Origin of the sequence: Bacillus cereus group sp. BfR-BA-01524 (assembly GCF_022662595.1) — a bacterium.
Taxonomy (GTDB): Bacteria; Bacillota; Bacilli; order Bacillales; family Bacillaceae_G; genus Bacillus_A; species Bacillus_A thuringiensis_S.
Genome location: NZ_JAKUDW010000006.1, coordinates 50149 through 75746 on the forward strand (window position 1 = coordinate 50149; position 25598 = coordinate 75746).

A 25598-nucleotide genomic window follows, 5' to 3' on the forward strand; every position below is an offset into this window, starting at 1 on the left:
CTATATAATTATATTTTTTCCGCTATAAAATATTTTCCTGTTGAAAAAATCCTATTTCTCCAGGGGATATAATACCAAATATCGGGAGAATCTCTTTGCAAACAATTGTATTTCACCTTGAATAAAGAATGACTTTTTTCATTTCAGGGAAGATTATGATTTTTAATTTGATAGCGATGGGGTACCGCCACATCGCCAGCAAGCTAAAATTTTATAGTACCCCCAGAACAAGATTTTATTCTAATTTAAAACAAAAAAGATCGTTTTTTGTTTTTTTAGTTTTTCTGAATTGTTAGGTTGATAGGCATACTTCAATACCCGATATTGTAAAAGTAAAGACTCAAAAACAGCTTTTGTCGATTTAAAAGCTGAACGGAATTGTTTAATTTTAAGAAAGTAAGAATCACCAATATAATTGGCGGTTCTTACTTTTTTTTACATACATATTATTAACATGATAACATTAAAAATTCTTGTACAGAGAGTGAGGTTTCTATATGCAATATGATGAAGATATAAATTTAACAGGACGTATTGTGTCACCTGGTGAGGCACAATATGATTCAGCACGTCAATCGTTTAACTCATTTTTTAATAGATTCCCTTTTGTTGTTGTCTTTGCACAAAATACTCAAGACGTTGTGAATGCAGTACGATGGTCATTACATAATAACGTACCTATCCGAGTACGTTCAGGAGGTCACAACTATGAAGGATTGTCAGTTTTAGATGGTGGTATTGTAATTGATGTCAGTGAGATAAATCAAATAAAAATAGATCCAACATTAAAAACTGTTACAGTAGGAGCTGGTTGTAAAAATCTCCATTTAGCTGAACTTCTTGGGAAAGAAGGATTAGCTATTCCTAATGGGGTTTGTCCTAAACCAGCTATCGCAGGAATAGCTTTAGGTGGCGGACAAGGTATTCTTTCTCGACCATTAGGACTACTACTTGATCATGTAGTAGAAATAGAAATGGTTGATGCTAATGGCTGTGTATTGCAGATTAATGATCAGGAGCATCCTGATTTATTTTGGGCTTTACGTGGTGGAGGTGGAAGTTTCGGTATTTGTACATCTTTTCGCTTTCGTACTCAGGAAATTAAGACAGTTGGTTTTGCTGAAATTAGTTGGGGACACCAGGATTTAAAAGCTGTTATACAGGAATGGCAAAGGTATACTCTACCTACTTCTGATAAACGCTTTACTCCTACATTATTATTGTCGTCAGAAAAGACATCTTCCTTGTTGATGCATGGGATTTTTCATGGTTCAGTTATAGACTTACAAAAATTGATACAACCACTTCTCCAAATTGGATCACCTATAAAGGTAGACATAAAAGAACTGTCTTATTTAGAAGCTATAACGTTAATATCTAATCACCAGCCTGCAACTCCTTTTCCATTTAAAAGCGTAGGGCCTTTTATGGACGCTTTATTACCTGAAGAAGGCATTGCTACGATTCAACATTTTATAAGTCAAGCTCCACCTAACTCTACTGTTTCTATATTTTTCCAGGGTTTAGGTGGGACTGTTTCTGAAGTATCTGAGGAAGCTACTGCTTATTTTTATCGGAAAGCTATAATGAATATGGTGTTATTTTCCACTTGGGACAAACCTGAGGGAGCTGCACAAGGGATTCGCTGGGTAGAAGATTTTCGTCACGCATTGATTCCTTTTACGAAAGGTGTCTACGTTAACACACCTGATCTTTTAATGAAAGATTGGTCAAATTTATATTATGGTGAAAACTTCAAACGATTGACTCAAGTGAAAGCTAAATACGATCCAGAAGATGTTTTCAATTTTCCACAAAGCATTCCACCTGCTTTTAATAATTAGAATACCTTTGCCGGCCTTTAATTTTGCAATTTATAAAGAATAATAGGTGAAAAATTGCACGATGTTGAATAAATATGAATCAACTATATAGGGGGCACGTCACATCGCCGTCAAGCTAAGATTTTACAATATCCATAAAGCAAAAAATACGTTATCCCTTCCTCTGATTCTGCAGAAAGAATAGCGTATTTTTTCATTTTAAGAGGAATTTTATTTTCTTAGCTTGATAGAGATATGGTGCTACTCCATTGGTAAAACAAAGAATTTTCTTAGCTCACTAAAAAAGTGACTTTAAGTAAGAGGTATATATGGAATACCACCAGCATTTCTCTCATTTTCCACTTTAATTTATGGAATGAAGTATTTGACGCAAATAACTTCTTCTAATAATAAGGTAGTAAATTATTTGTACACTAATAAAGTTCGTGAATATGAGAATAGAGTTTCCTGCAATAGGTAAGTCTATGTGCCTGCTCTGTGCTAAAAACCTTATTGCCAAGAAAGCCACGCTACTGTGAAGAACAGAAATCACAATAGGTATAAAAAATAATATGCTAATTTGTTGGTTTCAATTTTTTTATTTCTCTTTTAGTTAACCCTAATTTAGAAAGCATTTGAAATTGGCTTTTATCTCGAATTGAATATGTAAATAAATGGAATTAAAAGAAACTAATACTAAATAGATTCAAGCTCTCTATAAAGAGAAGAATTTAGAAACTAAAGAAATCAGTGTGTCGGTGCTTGATTGTAGTCAAATATAAAATATGTTGTTTTGAGTTGAAGTAAGATGTGTAATTGAAAAAGATAACAGGATAATATATTTCTAATCATTTAAAGGGAAGGGGATGTGATTGAGGTGAATAATACATATAATGAAAAGACGCATACATCGATTAAACAATTATTAAAAAAGTTTTCACCAAAAGCTCCTGGCTTTGCATATATTGCTAGTTTTGATAGCGGAGTAACGTATAAAGGTGCAGTTGGCTTAGCTTCTATAGAGGAAAATCTGCCGATAACCACAAAGAGCGTTTTTAATATTGCCTCAGTTTCTAAACAATTTACAGCGTTTTCTATATTGCTCTTAGAACAAGAGGGAAGATTGGATTTAGATGATTCAATTGTAAAGTTTGTCCCTTTTATAGGAACATATGCTGAACCTGTAACATTGAGACATCTAATTCATCATACTGGTGGGCTAGTTGATTATATGGCATTGGCTGAAGCAGCAAATATTAAATTTACTGATACATTAACTGTGGAAGAATCACTAAAACACCTTAATGGTCATCAAATTGCAAGGTTCCCTGTTGGCACAAAATTTGATTATAGCAATACAGGATATTTCTTATTATCACAAGTGGTAGAGAAGGTAAGTGGCAAGTCTCTACGTCAGTTTACAAAGGAGCGTATTTTTGACCCTTTAAACATGAGAGATACAACAATTATAGATCACTATCCAACTACTATACCAATTACTAGTGGGTATTCGAAGAATGAGCAAGGAACATATAAAATCTATGAAAGCCCTTGGGAACATACAGGTGATGGGGCAGTTCATGCAACAGTTGAAGACCTGGTAAAGTGGGGAGAAAATTTAACTACAGGTACCGTTGGCGGAAAAGAACTTGTTAAAAGAATGAGCGAAATAGGTCCGGAAATTTCTCCAACTGGGGAGACGATTATTGACAATGAAGATTATGCTTTTGGGCTAAGGCATGCAGAAGGTTTTAACTATCGGTACTTGGAACATTCAGGTAGCTGGGCAGGTTATCGTTCATACTTCATGCGGTTTCCAAAAGAATATTTGTCTGTTGTAGTACTAAGTAACTATGATGGATTTGAATCTAAAAAATATGCTAATGCAATAGCAGGAATTGTTTTAGAAAAGTAAAAAATAGGGCGTAGAAGACAGTATCTAGATTAGGTTAACCTCACGTTGTTTTAGGTTTAATTGATTTTGAGAACGGAAGGCAAGCATAAGTTTATGCTTGCCTTTTTTCGTATTAAAATGAACATAAATATTTATATTCATACATTTAAAAAATTTTAAATTAAAATATAAAAATTATATATTAAGATTATCAAACTTAATTTTATTAAAAATTGAAATGTTAATTAATATTCCTATTGCTATTAAATTGACCATTAAAGAACTTCCACCAAAACTTACAAATGGAAATGGAGTACCTGTAAGAGGAAATAGTCCTGTAATACCACCTAAATTTACAACAGATTGCATACCGATCATACATCCTATACCAATTGCTATAAAACTGCCGAATGGATCTACACATAATTGTGCAATTTTTAAGGAGCGAAGTACTATAGTCAAAACTCCAGCCAATATAATAAATACACCAATAAATCCTAGTTCTTCAGATACTATCGCCATTATAAAATCAGTGTGTGGTTCTGGCAGATAACCTGTTTTTTGTATACTATTTCCAAACCCACGACCAGTGATTCCTCCAGAGCCAATGGCAATAAAAGAATTTACAAGCTGGTATCCATTTCCTTGCGCATCAACAAAGGGATTGAAAATCGTAGTAATACGTGTCTTTTGAACTTCTGATAAACTATATTGAATCAAATAATATAAAATAGGTAACCATAAAATAGAACCGATGGTAGTTCTTTTGATTAGTAGATTAATATTTATTCCTGAGCAAAGAAATATGCTAAAACCTATACCTAATATTAAAAGTGCAGATCCTAAATTTGGTTGTTTAAAGATAAGAAAAAAAATTGTAGCTAAAAAAAATAAAAGTTTTCCGATACCACTCCAGTTATTTTTAGCTTGTTCTTGTCGTAATGCAAAAAAACGGGCTGTTACAAGTATTGTTCCTAGTTTAAGGAATTCAGCTGGCTGTATTCCAAAGATCCATGATTGAGCATTATTTACCACTTTTCCTTTCCATAAAACCATAATTAATAAAAAAATCCCTCCAACCATAATACAGAGTGAGACTATTCGTTTTTTCCATATTTCATATGGGAGTAAAGCACAAATTATTAACCCTATTGTTCCTAAAAGTAGCTTTGTTAATTGAGAATCAACAAAATGTCTACTGTTATAACCGTAATGTTGGACAGCGACAATGGAGCTTGCACTATACATCATGATAATACCTAAAGTACATGTTATGAATAGAGGAAGGAGCAATAGATAATCGAGTTTTAATATTTTTTTCATTTTAATATCCTCCTGATTTAAAACAAAACATAATATTACATTTGCTAATGAATAGAATCTTGTTCTCGTCAATTGCTAAATATGACTTTTGTTTAGTAAGACTCTATCGCTTACTCCCTGATTTTTACGAAAAAATCCCCCTAGTATGTAACTAGAGGGATTGAAAATGGCATAACTAAATAAGGCTTTTCTCCCCCTAGTAGAGCTTTGGCACTATACAACGTAAAGTAATGAAAAATCATTACTTAGCTATCTTATGAAGAGCCTTAATCCGACAATTCCTGTTCTACCCATTGGCGTCTTTCGACATTTTTGGGCAATAGCCTGTGTTTGCATAGGAGCCTCACCTAACAGGTTAAGCAATATAAATTTTATGTGTTTGTTTTGTGTAGCAAGCATAAATATATTTTTTTTGCTTGTCAAGTAACCATATTGCTAATTTTATCTGTTTTATTGCTTTATAGTCTTTTGAGAAATGATATGAGAAAATGTATGTAATCATTCTGTATAAGTATATATTTTCAACTTGTAGTGTATAGTTTGATTAAGTAGTTTAACCATATAAATTTGATAAACAGTAAAGAAGATTTTAATCATAAAAGAAGATTTTTTTCTGAATGTTCTTTTGATATACAGAATGACTAATTATTCATCTTCTGTTATAAAGTTGGAATTTGTTTAAAAACAATAAGTTTCATATGTTTTATAACGTTTCTTCGAATTAAATCTATTTGAATTCTATGTTTTTTTAGGGGGATTTTAAATTTATAATAAAATATAATTTCATTTTCCATAAAAGATTTTTTTATGAATGGAATTGAAAGTCAGTTGACAAATATTAAATTCTGGTTTAAATTTTGAAGTAATTCAATAAACTTTGTTAGGTGAGGCTCCTGTATAGAGAAACGCTGCTGCCCAAAAATGTCGAGAGACGCCAATGGGTCAACAGGAACGGTCGGATTAAGGCCCTTCTTAATGTAGCTGGTTATAAAAACCTATGCTATACAGTGCTAAAACTCAACGAGGGAGTGGTATACGATTTGATAGAAAGGCACCTCTGTGATTTTGGCAGAGCTGTCTTAATAATCATTTATTTGTATTGTAAAAAACCTTTACTCCTTTTTGAGTAAAGGTTTTTCTGTTTAATGTTATTTGTTTTATCTTGTCTATATTCAAAAAGGAGGTAATTCTAAATAATGAATTGATTGCAATGTAACTATTATTGCTCTAATAAAAAAATTTAGACAGATAAAATAAAACAAAACCACTCATGAAACTCTAGAGTCTCCCTTAGCAATATGAGGAGGAGTTAACATGAAGAAATTATTAAAAGAATTACTTGTAACCAAAAATAATTTGGATGCAGAGAAAGTTTTACGTCTTCCGTCGTATGATGTTGCGCAAGAAGTAAAAAGATTTTCAATTGAAGATCAAATCATATTGCTAAATACGATTCCCGTATTAAAAAGCTCTAAAATTCTTCAATATATGAGTGCAGAAGAAAAATATAATATCTTAATTCACTTATCTGAAAACAAAGCTAAAAAGTTACTAAATTTACAACCGATTGATGAATTAGTAGATTTACTTCTAGCGGTTCATCCTGAAAAACAAGCTAAATTAATGGCGTATCTAGACAAAATTACAAAACATAACGTAAAAAAATTGATGAATTTCAAACCTGAAACGGCAGGAAGTCTTGTCACAAGTGATTTTGTTGCAGTTAGAGGAAATTGGTCAGTAAAAATGACATTGAAGTACATTAGGGAACATTCTGAAAATGTAGAATCAATATCTTATAGTTATGTTCTTGATAGTCATGGTTATCTTGAGGGAATCGTTTCCATACATGAGTTATTACTAGCAGCAGATGAAGAGATATTATCTACTATTATGATTCAAGAGGTAATTTCAGTACAAGCTGAAGTTGACCAGCAAGAAGTTGTAAAAAAGCTACTGAATTATAATTTAGCAGCAATACCTGTGACAACAGCAAATAATAAAATGATTGGTATTATCACTTTTGATGACGTAATGAATGTTATGGAAGCAGAAGCTACAGAAGATATTCAAAAGTTAGGCGGAAGTGAGCCATTGAATCAATCTTACTTTGAAGCTAGCATTTGGAGCATTTTCTTAAAACGCCTACCATGGTTATTACTTCTTTTTGTTGCTGAGGCATATACAGGTACAGTATTAAAGTATTTTGAAGATGAAATTGAAACTGTAGTTGCCCTTGCTTTCTTTGTTCCGTTATTAGTAGGTACTGGTGGGAATACAGGAACACAGGTTGTAGCAACAATTACTCGTGCAATTGGTATCGGAGAGGTGAAATTTAAAGACATTTTCCGTGTAATAAAAAAAGAATTTGCAATAGGTATGCTTCTCGGACTTGCACTTGGGGTAGCTGGGCTCACTCGTGCTTATATGTTAGGAGTTGGAACAGAAGTTGCACAAGTTGTAGCAATTACTTTATTATTTATTGTTATTTGGGCCTCCCTTGTAGCAGCAGTTTTACCATTGATTCTAAGAAAATTAAAACTAGATCCTGCAGTTGTTTCGGGTCCATTTATTACAACATTTGTTGACGGAACAGGATTAGTAATTTACTTCATGGTTGCAAAAACGTTATTAAATTTGTAAATATACAGTGAAGTAAAAGCGAAATGCGTAATAAATATTTTGCCTTGATTGCTAAAATCTAGTGGAGAATTCAAGAATGAGGAAATCAAATACTTATGTCTTGAGATAAATAATATTTTAATGGATTTATTGAATGTAATGAATGCTGGAGGATAAAACTATGAAACATCTAAGAAAAATCTTCAAACGAATTTTGCTACTGTTGTCTATTTTCATGCTTATTGGCATAGGAATATTATTTGGTACTAGCTATGGCCGAGAGCTTCGTATAACAATGGCTGGGAGTATACTGACTTCTCAGCATCCACAATATGCGAAATATACATTCCTATCCCAAAAGGAACTAGATAAATTGCAAGATAGAATTAATCATCCGAAATGGTCAAACAGTGATGAGCATATTTATAAAAAAATAGCAGGCAAAAGATTAGAAGAATTTAAAAATCAGCCATTAGAAATTGATGTAGAAACGATTAAAAGTAACAAAGATAGTCGCTTTCTTTTTGAAGGGAAATTAGTTACTATTAGCAATCCCTTCAATGTTAAACTTGTTAGCCATCAAGGAACACAGGGCGCTAACAGAGGAGAAAAAATTAGCGTAATGGCAAAACGTAATCATGCACTTGTTGCTGTGAATGCAAGTGGATTTGCTGATGAAACAGGAAGGGGTGGAGGAAATGTTGCAACTGGAATAGTAATAGAAAATGGAAAAGCTATTGATACGAATATGGATAGAAGTACCCCCACAATTATTACGGGTTTAACAAAGTTCGGGCAAATGATAACAGGAAATTATTCTACCCAACAACTTTTGGATAAACAAGTCGTTTCAGCAGCAGGATTTATGCCACAGTTAATTGTAAATGGAGAAAAAATGATTACAGAAGGAGACGGTGGTTGGGGCTCTGCTCCGCGAAGTATTATGGCCCAAAAAGAAGATGGTACAATTATGTTTCTAGTCATTGACGGTAGACAGACGCATAGTATAGGGGCTACGTTAAAAGAGTGTCAAGATATTCTATATGAAAAAGGTGCTATAAATGCAATGGCTATGGATGGGGGTTCTTCTGCTACCCTATATTTAGGGGGGAAAGTTATAAATTCGCCTTCCACATTATCTCATGAAGATCGTTATTTACCAAATGCTTGGGTGGTAACAGCAAATTCGAAGCAAAAACTACAGATGACAATAGATGGGGAAAAGATAAATCCCAAAACATTAGATAAAATTGGTACAAATATATAAAATAATTTATGGATTTCCTATATAAAGGAATATTTTCACTTTAAAATAAACAACTAATAATTGCACCTAAAGTAAAATCAACGTGAAACTATATTAAATGCGATTATATTGACGAAAATTAAGCTTCAAAACCGTAGAACGTATGGATTTATAAAATTTACGAAATGATGTCAGTACACAAAACAGAGAAAGCGAAATGGAAATAACACTAATCTATTTGATAAAATTCATAAATAGATTAGTGTTATTTTTAATACAGTTACATTTTCAGGTTCTATTAACCTATAAGGCCATCTAATTTTAACCATTGAGATTTTAAAGATCTTTTATTAACTTGCTTCCATCAGGCCTGCCTAATCCTGTACATGCATCTCACCTGGAAGATGTTTTTTTCTTTATAAATAGAAAAACTCTTGATGTGATTTAAGTTACATGAAAAGTTATATATTCAAAATTGGAGGGGTAATACCGTTAAGGAGATCCCAAGAACTTAATCCAAAAGAATATTCGAAATGCGGATAATCAACTATGGTAGTAAAGCGTCCACCCCAAGTTAAACCAAGTTTCTCTCCTATATACCCCATTTGCTTGAATTTTTTGATGTCACCCCAGGGTATAGAGTTATTTTCGTAAGGTGCAGCATCAAAGGCTAATCCCCAATTGTGATATGATTCTCCGCCTCGAGCGTTTGTAACTTTTTTACCTGGTTTCCATCTTCCTAAAGAAAATAATTGGTCTTGTTCACTCCAGCTCCTAAACACTGCATATATTCGAACATCTAAGCCATTAGCTTTTGTTAATTGAAGAAACTCTTTAGCCAACATTTCCACATATGGGTGTAAGGAGTGTAAATGATTAGAGCTAGTATAAAATTCAGATTGAGAAATAGGATTAAATAATTTGTGGCGTGTTCTAGGTGTAATATTTCCAGAAGGGTATAAATTTTGCCGTATTTGGTATTCTTGTGTGGCTTCGATAGTTGATACACCGAATATTCCATCAAGTTGTCCAAAATAAATTCCTATAGATTGTAACTTCTTTTGTATTAATATTACGTTCTCAAACAATGATTTCCAAGTGTTAACTTCTACTATTCCATTAGGTTTTAATTTAGTTTTTTCTTGGAAAATTTTCGTATATTTATTTGTTTTTTCATCAAAAAAACCGGTAATAGTAAGTTTCTCGTAGTTCACTCCCAAACCAATCAAATTTAATTGGAGGACTGTTACGTAATAACCTGTAGAGCCTAATTTAAGAGTGGGTAAATTCTCCATATTTCACCCCTTGATTTTAGAATACTGTTACTTATTATAGTTAGATTGAACTTTAATATGACAGGTACTAATCCTAAAAGAATAAAATTAATTTTATTAAATTTACTATATTCGAATGTTTGTAAGAAGTTTTTTCTCCTCATAAAATATAGATTTTAAAAGAGTAATTCAAAAAATTCCGTTATGGATCAACTGAAATCTTCAATTCATAACTTTTTTGTAATAGACAAATATAATTTTGAATTACATAAAATTACCTTTATAAATAAGGTTATTTGACTTTTATAGTATGTAACAAAAGTGTAACTAGATTAACCTTTTGGATTGAAGGAGTTTTTCGGGTAGATTAGCAGGAAGTGGTCAAGTATTAATAGAGTAGTCCATACTCATTTTTAAAAAAATTTATAGAATCTTTAAAGAAAATAGGCAATTATATGATTTCAAAAAAATAGAGTTGAGCATAATATCATGGATAAAGGGCCTTTTTATTTTGTTTATATACGAGAGTTTTAATATAAATAGGATTTGATGAGAGGAGAGATGAATTTGTATAATTATCCACCACATTCTATAGCAGGAGTGAGTGATGAAGGTCAGGAAGCTTTTTATCGGCAACCAAGTGGAAAGATATTTGCAAAAATATTTGAAAAAGACACAGAAAGACCGATTAAGGGTGTCAAAGTATCAATTTATAAAATGACAAATGAAGGGCGTATTTTAGCTTCCCGACAAAGTGAGGTTATTACTTTATATACGAATGAATTCGGTGAAACAAATACAGTTGCCTTGCCTACGCCCCCTAAAGAGAATGCGAGCGATCCTTTAGGATCTAAACCTTATTCAGAATATGCAATTTCCATTGAAGCTGCAGGTTATGCACCTGTAGTACTGCGCGGTACACAAATTTTTGAAGACGTTACTGCTGTTCAGAAAATGGAACTTATACCCATTAGTGGAACGGATGGACGGGATTCTGTTGAAATAATTGATATTCCGGAACATACATTAATCGGACAATATCCCCAGCAGGAATCCCAACAGGAACTACAAAAAGAACTCGAGACACAACAAGAGATAAGAGTAGATAGCGATAAGGATAGGGATAGGGATATTGTAATACCTGAATTTATTATCGTTCACGATGGTCATCCAAATACACCTGCACGAAATTACAAAATGAGATTTAAAGATTATATAAAAAATGTGATCGCTTCTGAGGTTTATCCGGGTTGGAAAAAAGATGCATTGTTAGCTAATGCTCTTTGCATAATGACTTTTACATTAAATCGTCTTTATGTAAACCCTTTTAAAGGAAAAGGATTCGACATCACAAGTACTACACAGTTTGATCAAAAGTATACTCATGGGAGAAACACCTATGAATCTACTGATGATGCAGTGGATGAGGTATTTAAGCAATATCTTGCAAAGCATGGAGAAAACACACCGTTTTTTACACAATATCGTGATGGGAAAAAGCAAACATGCCTATATGCTAAAAGACCAGGAATGCTATATCAATGGGGAACATTCTGTCTAGCAGAAAAAGGAATGAACTATTTGGATATTTTAAAATATTACTATAAAGATATTGAAATCCGTTTAGCGGAATTTATACAAGTCGTCAAATCTTTCCCAGGGAAAATTTTAAAGGAAGGAGATCAAAATCTTGCTGTTGAAACCATTCAAAAGTATTTATTCCATATAAGAAAAAGATATACAGATATTCCTGAAGTGAGAGTAAACGGTACGTTCAATTCAAGTACTGCAAATGCAGTTAGGGCTTTTCAAAGACAGTTTCAACTTTCTGAAAATGGGGCTGTAGATGAAATAACTTGGAATAAAATGAATGATATTTATGTGTATGTTACAAATCTCCCTGGCATGTATCCTATTATGCAGAATGGTAGCCAAGGAGAACTTGTAAGGAGATTACAAAATTTATTGAAGGATTATGGTTTTTACGAAGGGCAATTAGATGGTTTTTTTGGACTTGGAACTGAAGTATCAGTGAAAGAGTTTCAGAAGATAAAAAGTTTTACTGTTACAGGAGTAGTGCGTAAGGAACTATGGATGGTCCTTGAAGAGATAGAATATACTATGGGAACTTCCCGAAGGTCTTTAACAAGTAATTCAATTCCACAGCAAACAAATAGAGGATTAAATCTTAAAACACAAGCGCCTTCTCAAAATCAAAACCCAGTTTCTATTTATCCCCCTTCTATGACAAATGTGTCCAATTATCAGCAGACACAATCATTCTACAATAATAATAATAGATATTATCCCTTTTCTTAATTAGTGATGTATGTGAAAGAAACAAGTAGTAATTAAATGAACTGACATAGAAGGAGGACGAATAGATTTGAATGAAAATTATTCTTATCCATTGGATTTAGGACAGCAATTTTATTATCAACCGCATCCATTTTCAAATGAAAATCAAATTTATTATGATACACGGCATTCTTATCGGGCATCAACTGGTAAATTAATTGTATCTGTTTATGAAATGAATACAGATAAACCTATTAAGGGTGCAAAGGTTTTCATTCGTAAGCAAGATGATAGCAGTCAAGTTATTGCTACACTCCAAACAAATGACATTGGTTTCACAAGTCCCATTTCTCTATCAGCGCCTCCTAAAGAGTATTCTTATAATCCTTCAGGACCTAAACCTTATACAGAATATGTCCTTACAATCGAAGCACCTAACTATGGTGTTAAAATAATTAGAGGTGTACAAATCTTTGCGGAAACTACAGCGAAACAAAGAGTGGAAATGCTTCCTGTTAATCGAACAGGAGAACGCCAATTAATTGAAACAATTAATATTCCTCAACATGCATTAACTGAATATTATTTAGAGAGACAACTTCGATCAAACTATCCCCGGTTTTCTCACTTTCCTCAATATGCAAATATCTTAAACATCCCTCAATACATTATCGTTCATGATGGAAATCCTAATGAATTAGCTCCAAGATATAAAGTGGAATTTAAGGAATATGTAAAAAACGTAGCTGCTTCAGAACTTTATCCAACATGGCCTAAAGAAGCAATTAAGGCTAATATAATTTGTATAACATCTTTTGTATTAAATCGTATATATAATGAGCATTATTTGGAAAGAGGGTTTACTATTAGTAGCACTCCTTTGTTTGATCAATCTTATAATTATGGTAGAAGTACTTTTTCTGAAATTGATGAGATAGTTGACGAGATATTTAATCAATATATTACAAGAACATATAGTATTGAACCACTACTAATTTATTACTGTAGCGGCATAAGAGATGATACAAATGAATATTTCTGTAGATGGGGAAGTATATACCTTGCTGATCAGGGGAGAGATTATGTTAGTATAATTCGTGCCTTTTATCCACTATCAGAGATTAACTTTTTATAATTAACAAGTTAACAATGGAAATATAGAAAGAAAACCGAACATTGTTATTGTTAGAAATATTATAAGATATGAAATACTTCCTGAAAACGTTAAGGTTTTTATGGGATACTCAAAAAATAAATATAAATATAAAACCATAGAAATAATTAGGTTCTATGGTTTTTTTGTATATAGTTATTAAAAAGTATATATTAGGTTTATTTTGTTAAAATAAAGAAAACTCCCACCTTAAAAAGGTAAGGGAGTAAGTATTAAGCTTTTTAACTTATATTTATTAAATTTGTGAAAAAAACTCAAGAAGAACTCAATGAAAAATTAATGTTACGACCATATTCGGGAAAATCGATAAGGGGATTTCTATTCCCTTGAGTGTCTTGAATACTTTGATTTCGATGCTTTTCATAAATGCTTACTGGATATTGTTCGTGCCATTTAAGTAATAATTCAATGTCTATGTTTTTTTCTTTTTCATTTGTAATTTTATCTGGATATCTTAGTAAAAAGTATAAAGTGGCTCGTGCTACTATACCTTTAGCGTATTCAGGTTCGAATAAACTTTCTTCTAATTTCCCACACTTCGGTCTAATTGATTCCAGCTCAATCCCCCCTTCATAATCTGGGAAATCATGATAAGGATAGTTACTTCTCATCGAGTTACATACTGGATCACATGCAAATAAATGATGTAAATCACCTCTCATTGGCTCCTGTTTATGAAACCACGATTGTGGTACTACATGTTCACAGTTCAATTTATGATTTTCTTCAATTCGCTTTTTGTGAGTTTCTAACTCATTTTCAGTTAATGAGTGATTAGTAAGAAGTGAATCTAATTCATTTTTTCGTTTTGTGATCATTTCAATGTCTTCAGCAATAACTTCTTCTGGGTTTCTTATGTTTCCAGAGTAAATACTTTTTAAATTTCCGTCTTCTTGTAAATCTACCCAATTATATAAATATTGTATGGGATTATATTTGACGGGTTTATGTGTACTTTCTATTAAGGAATGCAAAGCCTTAAATGATTCATTTGGTTTTAATTGATTGAAATTAATTGTTTTATAATAAGATGCTATAATGTTTTTCGCCGCATCTTCATCAAAGTATTTTTTCGAATCATTTTCAATAATACCTTTATTTTTATTAAGTTTATTAAGAATTTCAATTTGTTCATTTTCACTCATTACTAAGGTTGAAAATTCATTTTCTGGAATACTTGAATTATTTTTTGTCATAAGAAATAGCCCTTTCTTCATAAATGCATTCTTATATTTATATAATTTATTGATTAATTTTATATAGTTATTTAAGAATACCCTTGATTTTAGTGGAGGGACGGAAATATTAATATTTTTTTGTTCATTAATACTAAAGTGAATTTTACTTTTAATAGTAAGAACCTTGGTAACTAAAAGTTTTGGTACTTATAATCGAGAAAATATAATATTAATTGTATATTCTTTTATTATATTATTAATAATTTAATAATATAATTTAAACATTTAAACTATAGATAAAATAGATTCCTGCCAAATCATCTTGATGCAAGGTAATCGATATGTTTTCAATACTCATGAACCCGAATGTCATGTTTCATCTGAATAGCAGATACATAACGAAAATCCAATTTATTTGGATTTTAGAAAAGAGACAGTATAAGTTTACACCCCCTTTAATCTAAAATATTTATATAATACTTTTTCATTATTCTCGAGATAAACATTTTTACTTATAAAACTCCATTACTAACAATCACTTTTGTAATTACATTCTTCAACAGGTTTAATTGCATGTCCTGAGTCATCCGTACACCATGATTGTGACTGGAATGCTAAAAAGACAGCTTCCCATTTATCAGTGTCTTTATAATGGAAAAGTACTCCACCATCTTGCCAAATACCATCATCTTTTCTGAAATTCCCCACATTTCCTTGGTTCATGTGGACATCATGAATTCCAGGAGGGATTTTTTCACCATATGCATAAATATCGACTTTTGGATTATTTTCAGATGTTTTCATGTAATTCAAAAATTTATCTTGTAAATCGTTATCCTCTCCAGGTGCAGTTACTGGAAGTGGGACTAATTTACAGCGGTCAAGTAAGTTACCTCGAATATAATCTAGTGCAATTTTTTTATTATTACTAGTAATGTTTGTGAAGCCGTAATTTAAGTTAGGTAGGTTTGTAATTTGCTCAGAATGAAAATCTTTACCCGCATAATACAATAATTCAGATGGACTTTTTTTTGATTTGACATTAATAATAATTTCGTATTCACGGTTATTATTATCTGAGATATTTACTGTAAAATGAGGTGTGCTATCCTTATCGTCAGGAGGGGTATATCCTACTACTTGACCTTTTAAAACCCCATAATTTTTTACCGGCATTACTATCAGCTCCTAAAAATTTATTTAAACAGAATATAGTATTATCTGTATTTTATTTTTTATTCTAAAGTTATGTTAGTAAAAATGTGAGAAAAAATATTTTTTCTATTAAAAATTTATAATCAAAAAGTTTATGAATAATAGTTGATAAATACAATATATTATTTTATGTATATATTAATAAAAATGTATGGAAGCTATGAAGAGCGTTTATAACAGTGAAATTAGCTTTTATTTAACAATATTAAATAAATTACGGAGAGTTATTCGGTTTATCCTTTAAATATCTCTCTTCGAGAAAATATTTAAAGGATCTAGAATTACTGATTTCACAGTGGTTTATCGGTGGTTTTTATATATAGTTGCATATAGATTTTTTATCAAATAAAGGGACACAAAGTTAAACTATAAACTAAGAGAATGTCTTTTAAATACTATCGCTTTGAAGATTTGTAGAGCAATCTGTATATGAGTTGCATATTTAGTGAGATATATGTAGAGAATAGATTTTGATTGTTTAAAAGCAATCAAAATCTATTATATGAGGTGAAGATATGAGTCAAAATAATTCAAATGATGTAAAGAGTAACGAAGTAGGGTTAATACCTTTTGAAGTGTTGGAAGTTGTTAGTGAAGTCAGTGAAATACCTGAAGGCGTCAAATTTATAAATGCTCCGGCAGTATGGGAAAAAAGTGAAAAAGGAAAAGACATTGTGGTTGCAGTCCTAGATACTGGATGTCAAACTGATCATGTGGATTTAAAGGATCGTATTATTGGAGGGAAAAACTTTACTACTGATAATAATAGTGATCCTAATAATTATTCTGATTTAAATGGTCATGGAACGCATGTGGCGGGAACGATTGCTGCTACAGAAAATAATCAAGGTGTTTTAGGAGTAGCCCCACAAGCTAAGCTACTTATTCTAAAAATTTTAGCGGGAAATGGTAAAGGATCCTATGAGTGGATAATAAATGGGATTAATTACGCAGTAAACTGGAGAGGCCCTAATGGAGAAAAAGTAAGAGTTATTTCTATGTCTTTAGGCGGACCTCAAGATGTACCAGAACTACATCAAGCTGTAAAAAATGCAGTGAATAACGATATATTAGTTGTTTGTGCAGCTGGTAATAGGGGGCATCAAACTGATATGCTTAGCTACCCTGGTTCATATCAGGAGGTTGTAGAAGTTGGTGCTGTTGATTTAAATAAAAAAATAGCTATTTTCAGTGAATCAAACAAAAATGTAGATTTAGTTGGGCCTGGAGTAGGGATTTTATCAACTTACAAAGGTGGAGGCTATGCAAGATTAAGTGGGACGTCAATGGCAACTCCACATATTTCAGGTGGTTCAGCATTAATTATTAAACTTTGTGAAAGTAAACAGGAATTCGATAGAACGTTATCTGAGGATGAAATTTATGCACAATTGATTAAAAGAACAACACCCCTTGCTGAGTCTAAGCGTTTAGTAGGTAATGGTTTGTTAGATTTGGCAAAAGAATAAAATAGAAGTTATAGGGTTACTAGTATTAACATCAGTATACAGTATTATTCCAGTAAAATTCCTAAAAGATAATTTGAAATTTCATTTAGTATTTGGTGTCATACGCATTTAAGGATAGAGTGTGTTTCAAATAAGATAAATTTATAAAGTTTATTATCGGGACTAACAAACGTTACATCATAATGTTAAATTTAAATAATGTAAAATAGAATGACTATAGCTGTTAATTTAAATAAATTCTAGAATTAGTTTCTTTAAATAAGAAAGAAGGATTAGGAAAATGGATAATACAGAACTGTGAAACACAGAGACATTAGATTTTTCATTATTAAAAGCCATTAAAGCTGGCGGATATAATCTATATCTAAGGCATGGGGAAAAGGAAAGAGAACCAGGAGGAGTACTAAATCTGAAAGATTGCAAAACACAAAGCAATTTAACCGATAATGGAAAAAAACAATCTGAAAAATTAGGAGAAATCTTTAGAAAACAAAAAGTACCCGTTCAATACCCCGTATTTACAAGCCCTTATTGTCGAACTAAAGACACAGGCAAATTGGCTTTTGGGGAACAAAATATAGAAGTGATGGATGAATTAGCTGAGATTAACAACTTAAATATTGATAGTCCAAATAAACAACAGAGACTAGTAAAAGAAAAGCTAATTAGAATATTTGAAACAGAACCTAACTCGCAGGTAAATAGGGTATTCATCGCTCATGATTATTCTTTTGATAACTCTATTCAATCGTTTGTTTTTTTAGATACAGTTATTTTAAAACCAAAAGGATTAGGATTTGGGTATGAATTTGTTGGTTTAATAAGTTTAGACCAATTTATAAAGTAGACAAATGAAAATCCATCTGATTAAAAGTGAAAATTAGTTGGTTAAAATCCACAAAAAGATTAGTGTCATTAAAAAAACGTTATACTTTCAAATTATTAACAGATGTAAGTAGAATTAAGAAATGGAGATGACAACTATGAGTGAACATTTACAACAACATCCACATTTTGGTAATACGTTAGCGGATCATTTTATGGAGCATCATCGAAATCCACTTTCATTTCATGCTCCAATTGTGCATGTAAAAGCAACAATAAAATTAGTTGAAGAAGATGATTCTAATTCAGAAGGCGGAACACATCAGCATTTTTTAATTAATAATATAAAAGTTATTGATATAAAAGGTGCAAAAAAATCTTTAGTAGAAAACGAAGCCTTCTGTGCAATTCGTTTTGGAGATAAATTAGGGTTGAAAAATCCAATTCCAGGCTTAAAAGAAGGTGCAGAAATCGAATTACAAGGGGAATATGTTGATAAAACACATGTAAAAGTAGGAATTGGGAATCCAGGTGATCCAGTCATACATTTCACGCATCACCCAGTGGGTTTTGTAAATTATAATGGTGCACATTACGAATAAAAATTTGCAGAAAAATATAGGAAGTAATATTTATTATTAGAGTAGTCATTTTTCTATTAACCAACCCATAGAGATGCTTTTTTATTCCCACTGGATGAGAATTAGGGAAGGAAATTAACAAATATTGAGTTCTTTTGGATATAAAATACCTATTGTTATAGAAAAGAGATGATTATTATGAGAAAAATTGAAAGTATTGTTCCAGAATACTTATTGGAAAAGTTTGCAGAAAAAGGGAGCGAAAAAGCCCAAAAAAGCTTAGAACATACTAGGAAAATTCATGAGGAAAGAAAGAGTATAATTAAAAATCAACAAATAATGGAATCTACATTGGATAACAATAGAGAGCATAAACCTACTAGACATGTTTATGATTGTCAACACACGGAAGAACGTCAGCATAAATTAGTTCGAGATGAGGGAGATTCACCTACAGATGATGAGGATGTGAATCATGCATATGATGCTGGACAAGTCATTTTAGAGTATTATAAAAATGTATTATATCGTAATTCAATTGATAATTTAGGGCTGGATCTTATTTTTAACGTTCATTTTAGTGAGCATTTTATGAATGCATTTTGGGATGGAGAGCAGATGGTTTTTGGTGATGGTGATGGTAAAATTTTTATAGATTTTACAGCAGGAATTGATGTTATAGGCCATGAAATGAGTCATGGTGTAACGCAGTATACATCTAAACTCGAATATCATGATCAACCTGGTTCCCTTAACGAAAGCTTTTCTGATTGTATGGGTAGTGCAATAAAACAATATCATTTGGGTCAAAATGCTCAAAATGCCGATTGGCTAATAGGTGACAAAATTATTGGTCCTAAATTTCCTGGAAAAGCTCTTCGTTCAATGAAAGAACCAGGAACTGCAAATGATCATGATTCTCAACCGAATCACATGGATAAATATGATGATGGTAGCAATCTTAATTTTGAAACAGAAGAAAAAAGGCAAAGTTATATCGTGCATACTAACAGTGGTATTCCAAACAAAGCATTTTTTCTCGTGTCTATGGGAATAGGAACAGATAATGCTGCAATCTTATGGTACAAGGCATGGCCTCATCTTCATCCAAATTCTGATTTCCATGATGCTTTTGAAGAAATTCTAAAAGCAGCGAAAGTACTTATAACCGAAGGGAAAATGCCCCAAAACACAGAACAAGTTGTTAAGAAAGCATTTAGTGATGTAGGTATCGCAAAATCTTAAATTATTTAAACAAAGATTAGGAAATGATTTTTGCAAAAAGACACCTGATTTAGGTGCCTTTTTACTTTGCAATCTTTGAAATGAACAAGCATTCATTTTCGAATTAAAGTTTGATTTAGAAAAATTTTATATGAAGCAAGGTAATGAAGATAACCCATAATATTTCTCAAGAGAGAAGGGCATAAGTCATGGTATACAGATAATAATGTTGGTTATCTAATTGAAATTTATGGATTTATATACGTACATTCAAATTAAAGGTAGTTTTTCAAATATTTTATCAATATTTTTCATCATTCATATCCCAAACAAAGCGACAGATAAACTATGTATTTTTTACATAATAAAATTGAAAATTACACTAAATAATAAAAGGTTCAGCAATCATAGAGAGGAGAGCTGAACCTTTTATTATTTTTCTTTCCCTATTCTGCCTAAACTATCTTTGATAGTTGTTTCCCCAAGTTGAGTGTATAACAACGCTGTATCTTGACTCGTATGCCCAAGTTGCTGCATCACTTGTAACGAATCTTTTTCTTCCATATATAACTTATTTGCCAATGTATGTCTTAATTTATGAGGAGACATTTTTTTGCCAAAGGCTTTAGTATATTTTTCTACTATATCTTGGATAGCCCTAACAGAAAGAGGCTGTGCAGTATGTTTATACTTCGATAAAAACACATTTTGTAATTCTTTCCCTGGAGCATATTTGTTATCTCTAATCTCCATATATTTTTCAAGATCCTTTAATGCAATTGGGGTAATCCAAACGGAATCTTCTTTGTTTCCTTTTCGAATTACATCAATTAGTCTTTCTTTTAAGTTTATATCTTCCATACGAAGATCGGCCAATTCACTTACACGAATACCACTACCAAGAAAGAGGGAAAGGATAGCTACATCACGCTCCTTATCTCTTAGGAAATAGAATAACTGATGTTTTGTTAAAGCTTTTTCATGTTCGTACTTAACATAATTCAGAAATTCTTGATCATCATCATTATGGAATATTTTAGATCTCATACGTTTTGCACGAGCATTTAATGTTTCTTTATCTTTATGTATTTCAATTTTAGCCATTACATTTCTATAAAAATAGCATTCTCCATCTTCATTCTCAGATAGGGAGGTGAGGTACTTAAATAAAGACTTTAAGGCCGAAATTTTTCTGTTAACAGAGGAATTCTGCATGTTTTGTTGTAGTTTTAAAAACCTCATAAAGTTCTCAACATCTTTTTTCTTTAAATTCTCCAAATCAGAGAAGGATATGTCTTTAATAGGCTTAAATTCAATAATTTGTTCAGATAATAGCCAATTAAAGAAGACTCTAAAATCATATACATAATTCAGTAGGGTGGAGGGAGAGGCATCATGCAATTCTTTGTACTCCACAAATTCTTCTATGTAAAAGGGCATTTCATTTAAATTCTCGTATAATTTCTTACGATGTACGGATTTTTGACGTTGTTTGCTATAATCCATAAAAATCACCTCATATATACTATAACAGAAAAGGCAAGCGAACACAAGTTCGCATTAAATTCAATTTTTACACAAACTTATTTACATAATTAAATTATGAAATACTAAAATATACTCAATAGTGAATAGAATAATGTATTTACTCAAATAAAATTATAGATAATTAAGTGAGAAATTTGTATTTGACCATAAAAATTAGTACAAAAACAACATAAAATGTATGTAACTTAAAACAATTTTGATATATAAATTCATACAAAAGATCAATACATGAATATAGTTTAAAAGTCTTTATAAAAATATAAATTAGCTTATTTAATCATGATTATAGGGAGTTAATTAAATCAACGTGAGAAAAAATCTTATAAAGTAATATGTAATTTGCTATAGAAATTATTAATGAGTAACTCAAATTTTAATAATTTCTATATAAAATATAAACTATATAGGCACATGCAAACATACGAAGATTCATGAAACTAAGCCCGAAATCCCTAGATACTGTTATTAGATCTTTATATGAATACCCTATTGTTCGTAAAATTGGTATTTCGTGCGAACTTGTTGTTTGTTTTTTAGAATAATAATTACACCCCTCTATCTTCACTTATTCCAACTATTCTCTCTTTATATTAAAAATACCCTATAGATTATTCTCATTTTCTATAAGGTATTATTTCATATGAATTCTCTTATCTTATATTGATTTTGCCTTATACGAAAGAAAAAACGCATTTATGCAGTATAACTTCTTTTTATTAAGATATTTTATTAAAGATCGCCATTTGTTCTAACTAGTTTGTCTTCAACAATTCTAACCATTGAACCATTTGCAACTTCATTTCTTATGTGACTACTATATTGATTAATACTCCAGGAATAATTGTTGTAAGCAATCGTTCTACCAACTTCATTATTATACAAGTCCATTTCCTTATCAACGCCATTAGAATATTGCTCATGGGCATCTGTCCAAACTTTTGCTCTTGCAACACCCACATCACGACCTTTAATAGCACCTAATTCTTTAGCAAGGGCTGCATTCCAAAAAGAGTGCCTAAAAGCATCACCATTTCCTTAATAAAGAGTTGAGTTGGTGAGAATCTGTATATATCTACTAAACCTTTCTCTCGATACTCTATTAAAATAGAGTTAAGATTAACTTCCCCTGATGTTTCTGTAGATGCAACGGATGCACTGATTGTTGATAAACCTAGGCATGTGCATGCTGCAAACGTTGCAAATATCATCTTCATATTTAAAAACTCTTTTTTATATCTTTTTATTCTTGTAACGATAACAATTTATATACTAGCAGCCCTCCATTTTAATATTATTAAGAAACAATATTAAAATGGAAAATATTCACTATACCTTTATTCCATTTTTTATCACCTTATTTATCTAAATAATGCTACAATACTATACTTCTTTCCTCCTACTTTTACTTTATTATCTCAACTTTCATACTGTGGAACCATATATGTCCCTCACCTTTCAGGGTTAATCCTACAGATAAACGTTTTACATCAATAGGGATATCTACAATTATCGAATATTCTTTCCAACTTTCTTTTTCTTTAATTGGCTCACATTCTAATGATTTCATTTCCCATAAATCATTAGGCTTTTCACCCCTTATCCATAAGTCTGCGTACTCCTGAATAGATTTAGTTCTAATCATTCCTGACAATTTAATTCTTTTCCCTAAATATAAATTTTTATTTAGAAAGCAAAATACTACACCATATCCTTCTATCTTTTGTATCGAATGCAAATAATGTACAAATTTATTTATTCCATTGATATCAAACGTATTATATAAAAAGTAATTACTAGGTGTCTTACCTCCAAGCATCCATTCGGTCAAAAAATCATCATTCATAATCTCTATCCTCCACATCTATTATACTTACTACTACAATATCATTGACTTCACATATTTTTTTGATTTTTTTTGCTAAAAGGGGTACCACCACATTGCTATCAAGCTAAAATTTTATATTTCCCCCCAGAACTAAATTTTTTGCTAACTTGTAACAAAAAAGCTCATTTTTTCGTTTTGGAGTAATTCTGAATTCTTAGGTTGATGGGCACGGGGTGTAACCTCTATTTAAGAAAATTTTTCATTTCATTAAAAGCCAAGTCTCGATGGCCAGCCTGACAGTGTTGTTCACCACCGGTTTCTTTGGTAAAGACTTTCGTAGTAATTGAAGCTGCATTACACAGTTCATGCTGGATTTGCGGTAGACGACTGATTGGAACATACTGATCATCTTCTCCAGCCAGAAGCAATACATCCTGATTAATAAACTGACTTATTCCAGCCATCGTATGTTTCTCAAAATTTTTAATCAATGTAAATGGTGTTTTCTCACCTGTGTTTTCCATACCTTTTATAATTTTCCACTTTAAGTCGATATTTGTGGCCATCATATTTTCAATCATTGCATTGACATCAGCTGCTTTATTAGCAGTCAAAAGGGTAGTCAGCCTATTCCAGACGTCATCCGGCATCCGAATTTTTAATGCATCAAGACCGCTATAGAAAATATTAAATGCAATCACTTTGTCAATCCTTTTTTCAAATGCAGCAGCACGCATTGCTAAATAGCCTCCCCAGGAAGCTCCCATAATGCTGACACGATTTAATTTAAAGTAGTCAATTATTGCAGCAACTGGTTTTTCCCAGTTATGAATGAATTTCAAACCATTTTTTAATGCTGACCCTTGCCCAGGACCATCAAAGACGATAATATTATAGTCAATTCCTCTAATGAAATTCATCATCTTAACCATTTCTTCCATATAGGAATCATAGCCACCAAATACCAGTAACGTTTTATTGGCACCAGGTTCAATTAATTTAACTGCTGGAAGTAAGGAATTCTCATATGGGACTTGATAGGGTTCATAGTCAAAATCACTAAAACCTTTATAGAAGGTCTCGCGATATTTTTGATACATTCTATTTTTGTTAGGATCTGATGGAGTTAGATAAAATTCAGCAGCTTGATAGTAGACAGATGCAAGATCATAATGGTACTGTTCTTCTCGCTTTATCGCATATTCTAGCCAAGTTTCATACCAGCTTTCTATATCGGTTAGTCTTGGAATAATACCTTTTAAATCACTGCTTGCCCTTTCATCCTCCTGATAGTAGTCATTTAAGAAACGATTGATTTGCAAATTAAATTGCTCATTGGTAACATAGTTTTTAAACATTTTATTCCTCCTCTTATTAATTACAAAACAATGGTAATGGAATCTATCTTGTCTAACAATAAACAAAAGAGTTTAATAAGTAGGAAATCGAACAATATGTATTCTAATGGTTCGAAAAGCTTCTTTTTAAGGGGGATTGATTTTATGGAAGAGGACGTTCGAATATACAAGACTAAAAAAAATATTTCAGAAGCACTAATTATCCTCTTGAATGAAAAAGATTTCAATCAAATTACAATAAAAGACATTTGTAGCCGTTCGTTAATTAGCAAATCCACTTTTTATAGTCACTATGTAGATAAGTATGATTTGATGGAGAAAATAGTAAATAAATATGCCGTTTTTTTAAAAAATGAAATAAAATTACGCTTTAAGTCTGGGAATCAAGGCAATGTTGCTCAAGTACTTGAAATGATTATGGACCAAATTGCTGCAAATAAGACAGAGATTGCTACTCTGTTAAATGTACATGTCCCTTTTGCAGATTTACGTGTTGAATTGGAGACAATTTTATACCAAACTTGTCTTTCTTACTTGAACGAAAAACTAAGCGATTCTAGTGCCTCTATTGACTATCTGGCTCAATTGTACACCGCTAATGCTATGGTACACATAAACTGGACTTTAAAAGGTGATAAGGATAGAAGTGCAATTGAGCTTGCCCATAAAATGCAACAGTATATTTTTGAACAGGTTCAAAAATAGGATTGTGGCGTAACAC

At 31.6% G+C, this 25598-nt stretch carries 18 protein-coding genes, 2 pseudogenes and 2 riboswitches; of the genes and pseudogenes, 11 read left to right on the forward strand and 9 right to left on the reverse strand.

What is annotated here, in order from left to right:
* Positions 1-497: 497 nt before the first annotated feature.
* On the forward strand, positions 498-1844 hold the full coding sequence (locus MR170_RS03335; protein WP_242307190.1) for an FAD-binding oxidoreductase: 1347 nt from the start codon (positions 498-500) through the stop codon (positions 1842-1844).
* A gap of 343 nt (positions 1845-2187) precedes the next feature.
* Here the strand turns inward: MR170_RS03335 and MR170_RS03340 are convergent.
* Positions 2188-2503, reverse strand: a pseudogene (locus tag MR170_RS03340) (ABC transporter permease); the annotation flags it as partial.
* Between the two features lie 197 nt (positions 2504-2700).
* On the opposite strand from MR170_RS03340, the gene MR170_RS03345 reads away from it, so the two are divergent.
* Positions 2701-3738: a serine hydrolase domain-containing protein gene (locus MR170_RS03345; protein ID WP_242307191.1), complete on the forward strand. Its 1038-nt coding sequence runs from the start codon at positions 2701-2703 to the stop codon at positions 3736-3738.
* 174 nt (positions 3739-3912) lie between these two features.
* Here MR170_RS03345 and MR170_RS03350 read toward each other — a convergent pair whose 3' ends face one another.
* Positions 3913-5040 carry an FtsW/RodA/SpoVE family cell cycle protein gene (locus MR170_RS03350; protein WP_242307192.1) on the reverse strand — a complete coding sequence of 376 codons (1128 nt, stop codon included), beginning with the start codon at positions 5038-5040 and terminating at the stop codon, positions 3913-3915.
* A 185-nt stretch (positions 5041-5225) separates the two neighbouring features.
* Positions 5226-5402: riboswitch (M-box (ykoK) riboswitch) on the reverse strand.
* Positions 5403-5909: 507 nt separating this feature from the next.
* Positions 5910-6075, forward strand: a riboswitch (M-box (ykoK) riboswitch).
* A gap of 279 nt (positions 6076-6354) precedes the next feature.
* On the opposite strand from MR170_RS03350, the gene mgtE reads away from it, so the two are divergent.
* Together mgtE and MR170_RS03360 are read left to right on the forward strand one after the other, a co-directional pair.
* A complete protein-coding gene (mgtE, locus tag MR170_RS03355; protein ID WP_242307196.1) occupies positions 6355-7683 on the forward strand; it encodes a magnesium transporter in 1329 nt (442 codons plus the stop codon).
* A 160-nt stretch (positions 7684-7843) separates the two neighbouring features.
* The gene (locus MR170_RS03360) at positions 7844-8929 is read left to right on the forward strand and encodes a phosphodiester glycosidase family protein (protein ID WP_242307198.1); all 1086 of its coding nucleotides are present in this window, start codon (positions 7844-7846) and stop codon (positions 8927-8929) included.
* Between the two features lie 440 nt (positions 8930-9369).
* Here the strand turns inward: MR170_RS03360 and MR170_RS03365 are convergent, their stop codons facing one another.
* Positions 9370-10203, reverse strand: a complete 834-nt coding sequence (locus tag MR170_RS03365) for a peptidoglycan-binding protein (RefSeq protein WP_242307200.1) — start codon at positions 10201-10203, stop codon at positions 9370-9372.
* Between the two features lie 528 nt (positions 10204-10731).
* Here MR170_RS03365 and MR170_RS03370 point away from each other — a divergent pair.
* Both MR170_RS03370 and MR170_RS03375 read left to right on the forward strand, forming a co-directional pair.
* A complete protein-coding gene (locus MR170_RS03370) occupies positions 10732-12501 on the forward strand; it encodes a peptidoglycan-binding protein (protein WP_481746778.1) in 1770 nt (589 codons plus the stop codon).
* Positions 12502-12568: 67 nt separating this feature from the next.
* A complete protein-coding gene (locus MR170_RS03375; protein ID WP_242307203.1) occupies positions 12569-13615 on the forward strand; it encodes a SpoIID/LytB domain-containing protein in 1047 nt (348 codons plus the stop codon).
* Between the two features lie 293 nt (positions 13616-13908).
* Here the strand turns inward: MR170_RS03375 and MR170_RS03380 are convergent, their stop codons facing one another.
* Positions 13909-14850 carry an endonuclease I family protein gene (locus MR170_RS03380; protein ID WP_242307205.1) on the reverse strand — a complete coding sequence of 314 codons (942 nt, stop codon included), beginning with the start codon at positions 14848-14850 and terminating at the stop codon, positions 13909-13911.
* 510 nt (positions 14851-15360) lie between these two features.
* Entirely contained in the window at positions 15361-16008 is a 648-nt protein-coding gene (locus tag MR170_RS03385) for a YukJ family protein (protein WP_001144501.1), read from the reverse strand.
* Between the two features lie 554 nt (positions 16009-16562).
* On the opposite strand from MR170_RS03385, the gene MR170_RS03390 reads away from it, so the two are divergent.
* The 4 genes from MR170_RS03390 (at position 16563) to MR170_RS03405 (ending at position 20167) form a co-directional block, all read left to right on the forward strand.
* On the forward strand, positions 16563-17516 hold the full coding sequence (locus MR170_RS03390; protein ID WP_000081358.1) for a S8 family peptidase: 954 nt from the start codon (positions 16563-16565) through the stop codon (positions 17514-17516).
* Positions 17517-17853: 337 nt separating this feature from the next.
* A complete protein-coding gene (locus tag MR170_RS03395; protein WP_346749462.1) occupies positions 17854-18363 on the forward strand; it encodes a histidine phosphatase family protein in 510 nt (169 codons plus the stop codon).
* Between the two features lie 136 nt (positions 18364-18499).
* Positions 18500-18943: a hypothetical protein gene (locus MR170_RS03400; protein ID WP_097913793.1), complete on the forward strand. Its 444-nt coding sequence runs from the start codon at positions 18500-18502 to the stop codon at positions 18941-18943.
* 177 nt (positions 18944-19120) lie between these two features.
* Positions 19121-20167 (forward strand): M4 family metallopeptidase, encoded by a 1047-nt coding sequence (locus tag MR170_RS03405; RefSeq protein ID WP_242307207.1) that lies wholly within the window; start codon positions 19121-19123, stop codon positions 20165-20167.
* A 411-nt stretch (positions 20168-20578) separates the two neighbouring features.
* On the opposite strand, the gene xerS is transcribed toward MR170_RS03405, so the two are convergent.
* From xerS to MR170_RS03425, 4 genes and pseudogenes are all read right to left on the reverse strand, one after another.
* Positions 20579-21652, reverse strand: coding sequence for a tyrosine recombinase XerS (gene xerS / locus MR170_RS03410; protein ID WP_000386598.1), 1074 nt, complete (start codon positions 21650-21652; stop codon positions 20579-20581).
* Positions 21653-22423: 771 nt separating this feature from the next.
* A pseudogene (locus tag MR170_RS03415) lies at positions 22424-22669 on the reverse strand (DUF6973 domain-containing protein); the annotation flags it as partial.
* Between the two features lie 427 nt (positions 22670-23096).
* On the reverse strand, positions 23097-23537 hold the full coding sequence (locus MR170_RS03420) for a hypothetical protein (protein ID WP_000997155.1): 441 nt from the start codon (positions 23535-23537) through the stop codon (positions 23097-23099).
* Between the two features lie 224 nt (positions 23538-23761).
* Positions 23762-24877 carry an alpha/beta fold hydrolase gene (locus MR170_RS03425; protein WP_242307208.1) on the reverse strand — a complete coding sequence of 372 codons (1116 nt, stop codon included), beginning with the start codon at positions 24875-24877 and terminating at the stop codon, positions 23762-23764.
* Between the two features lie 144 nt (positions 24878-25021).
* Between MR170_RS03425 and MR170_RS03430 the strand changes: the two genes are divergently transcribed.
* Positions 25022-25582 carry a TetR/AcrR family transcriptional regulator gene (locus MR170_RS03430; protein ID WP_242307209.1) on the forward strand — a complete coding sequence of 187 codons (561 nt, stop codon included), beginning with the start codon at positions 25022-25024 and terminating at the stop codon, positions 25580-25582.
* The last annotated feature ends 16 nt before the right edge of the window (positions 25583-25598 follow it).

Bases quoted from the DNA above. Each gene is read 5' to 3' on its own strand.
- MR170_RS03335 (WP_242307190.1), top strand. From the start codon at position 498: ATGCAATATGATGAAGATATAAATTTAACAGGACGTATTGTGTCACCT.
- MR170_RS03350 (WP_242307192.1), bottom strand. From the start codon at position 5,040: ATGAAAAAAATATTAAAACTCGATTATCTATTGCTCCTTCCTCTATTC.
- mgtE (WP_242307196.1), top strand. From the start codon at position 6,355: ATGAAGAAATTATTAAAAGAATTACTTGTAACCAAAAATAATTTGGAT.
- MR170_RS03360 (WP_242307198.1), top strand. From the start codon at position 7,844: ATGAAACATCTAAGAAAAATCTTCAAACGAATTTTGCTACTGTTGTCT.
- MR170_RS03365 (WP_242307200.1), bottom strand. From the start codon at position 10,203: ATGGAGAATTTACCCACTCTTAAATTAGGCTCTACAGGTTATTACGTA.
- MR170_RS03370 (WP_481746778.1), top strand. From the start codon at position 10,732: ATGAGAGGAGAGATGAATTTGTATAATTATCCACCACATTCTATAGCA.
- MR170_RS03380 (WP_242307205.1), bottom strand. From the start codon at position 14,850: ATGACAAAAAATAATTCAAGTATTCCAGAAAATGAATTTTCAACCTTA.
- MR170_RS03385 (WP_001144501.1), bottom strand. From the start codon at position 16,008: ATGCCGGTAAAAAATTATGGGGTTTTAAAAGGTCAAGTAGTAGGATAT.
- MR170_RS03390 (WP_000081358.1), top strand. From the start codon at position 16,563: ATGAGTCAAAATAATTCAAATGATGTAAAGAGTAACGAAGTAGGGTTA.
- MR170_RS03400 (WP_097913793.1), top strand. From the start codon at position 18,500: ATGAGTGAACATTTACAACAACATCCACATTTTGGTAATACGTTAGCG.
- MR170_RS03405 (WP_242307207.1), top strand. From the start codon at position 19,121: ATGAGAAAAATTGAAAGTATTGTTCCAGAATACTTATTGGAAAAGTTT.
- xerS (WP_000386598.1), bottom strand. From the start codon at position 21,652: ATGGATTATAGCAAACAACGTCAAAAATCCGTACATCGTAAGAAATTA.
- MR170_RS03420 (WP_000997155.1), bottom strand. From the start codon at position 23,537: ATGAATGATGATTTTTTGACCGAATGGATGCTTGGAGGTAAGACACCT.
- MR170_RS03425 (WP_242307208.1), bottom strand. From the start codon at position 24,877: ATGTTTAAAAACTATGTTACCAATGAGCAATTTAATTTGCAAATCAAT.
- MR170_RS03430 (WP_242307209.1), top strand. From the start codon at position 25,022: ATGGAAGAGGACGTTCGAATATACAAGACTAAAAAAAATATTTCAGAA.